The organism is Pelomonas sp. Root1444 (genome assembly GCF_001426885.1).
GTDB lineage: Bacteria > Pseudomonadota > Gammaproteobacteria > Burkholderiales > Burkholderiaceae_C > Pelomonas.
The window spans coordinates 378-1,728 of the sequence record NZ_LMFP01000006.1 but is presented as its reverse complement, the minus strand read 5'-3'; the positions used below and the strand labels follow the sequence as shown (position 1 = coordinate 1,728).

Sequence of the window (1,351 nt, the reverse complement as noted above, 5' to 3'; positions counted from 1 at the left end):
GCCCGGTTGGAGCATCCACTGTCCGTCGGTGAACTTCATGGCGGGTTGGTTCCTTGTTGTCTCTGATCGGCCGGCGGTATGCCGGCCCCTGCGTCTGTGTGTGTCTGTGGTGCGCCGGTCTCCTCACGGCCCCTGCAACTCGGCGCCAGAAGGGTGCACGGTCGGGACGGAGATCATCGTTTGCCCGTATTCGCGGCGCCAACTGTCTTATCCCTATTTACTTCGTACATCGTCCAAACTAATATTGGTAAGACCGATTTGCAGATTTGGCACCGAGGTCCGACCAAATGCCAGCCGCTTGCAGCGAGCCAGCCACGGAGTTCGATCAATGGCGCCACACCAAGAAGAAAGGAGACATGTCTTGCAAGCCCAAGCGCACGGAAGCCAGCAGCTCCTGAAGGTCATCAATCGCATGGCCCTGGTGCGCCACTTGTGTGCCCACCCCGGCCTCTCACGCGCAGACCTGGCCGCCGCCGTGGGCTTGACCAAGTCGACCGTGGGCCTGCTGGCCCGCGAGCTGATTGCCGAGGGCTGGCTGGTCGAGCGAGAGATCGTCGCCACCGGGGACATGGGCCGGCGCCCGACACCCCTGTTCATCGACCCGGCCCGGCTGCTGCTGATCGGCGCCGAGGTGGGCGTCGACTCGGTGCGCGTCGTCGCAACCTCGCTGACCGGCGAGCTGCTGGCGAGCGCCGTGGCCCCTTACGGCGCGGGCTGCACCGCCAAGGCATGCATCCGCGTGCTGGCCTCTGCGCTGCTGAAGTTGTGCAGGCAGTTGGGCGCCGACCAGCAGGTGCTGGGCGTGGGCATCGGCCTGCCGGGTGGCGTGGATGCAGCGCGCGGTGTGCTTCGCTTTGCGCCCAACCTGGGCTGGCGCGATGTGCCGTTCGCGGCGCTGCTGGAAGAGAAGCTGACGGACTCGCCGCTGGCCGGCGTGCCGCTGTTCTTCCAGAACGAGGCAGCCGTGGCCGCCGTGGGCGAGATGGAGTTCAACCGCTCGCCAGGCTCCGACCCGCTGCTCTACGTCTCCATCAGCCAGGGCCTGGGCGCCGGTGTCATCGTCGGCGACCGTTTGCTCACGGGCAACCGTGGCTTTGCCGGCGAAGTGGGCCACACAGTGCTGCAGCTCGACGGCCCGCGCTGCTCCTGTGGCCGCCGCGGCTGCGCCGAGGTGCTGATTGCCACACCGGCCATGCTGCAAGGCAGCGGCGACGCGGCAGCACCGTGCTCGCTGGCCGATGTGCGCGCCCGGCTGACGACCGGCGACCCGCAGACGTTGCAAGCCGTCGCCTCGGCCGGCCATTACCTCGGCGTGCTGCTGCAGAACCTGGCCACCGCCTACGACCCCGGT

The 1,351-nt window shown here is 67.7% G+C and carries 1 protein-coding gene; it reads left to right on the top strand.

Translation table 11 applies throughout. The features are described from left to right. Positions 1-361: 361 nt before the first annotated feature. On the top strand, positions 362-1,351 hold a 990-nt coding region (locus tag ASD35_RS27560; RefSeq protein WP_162254439.1), incomplete at its 3' end, for an ROK family transcriptional regulator.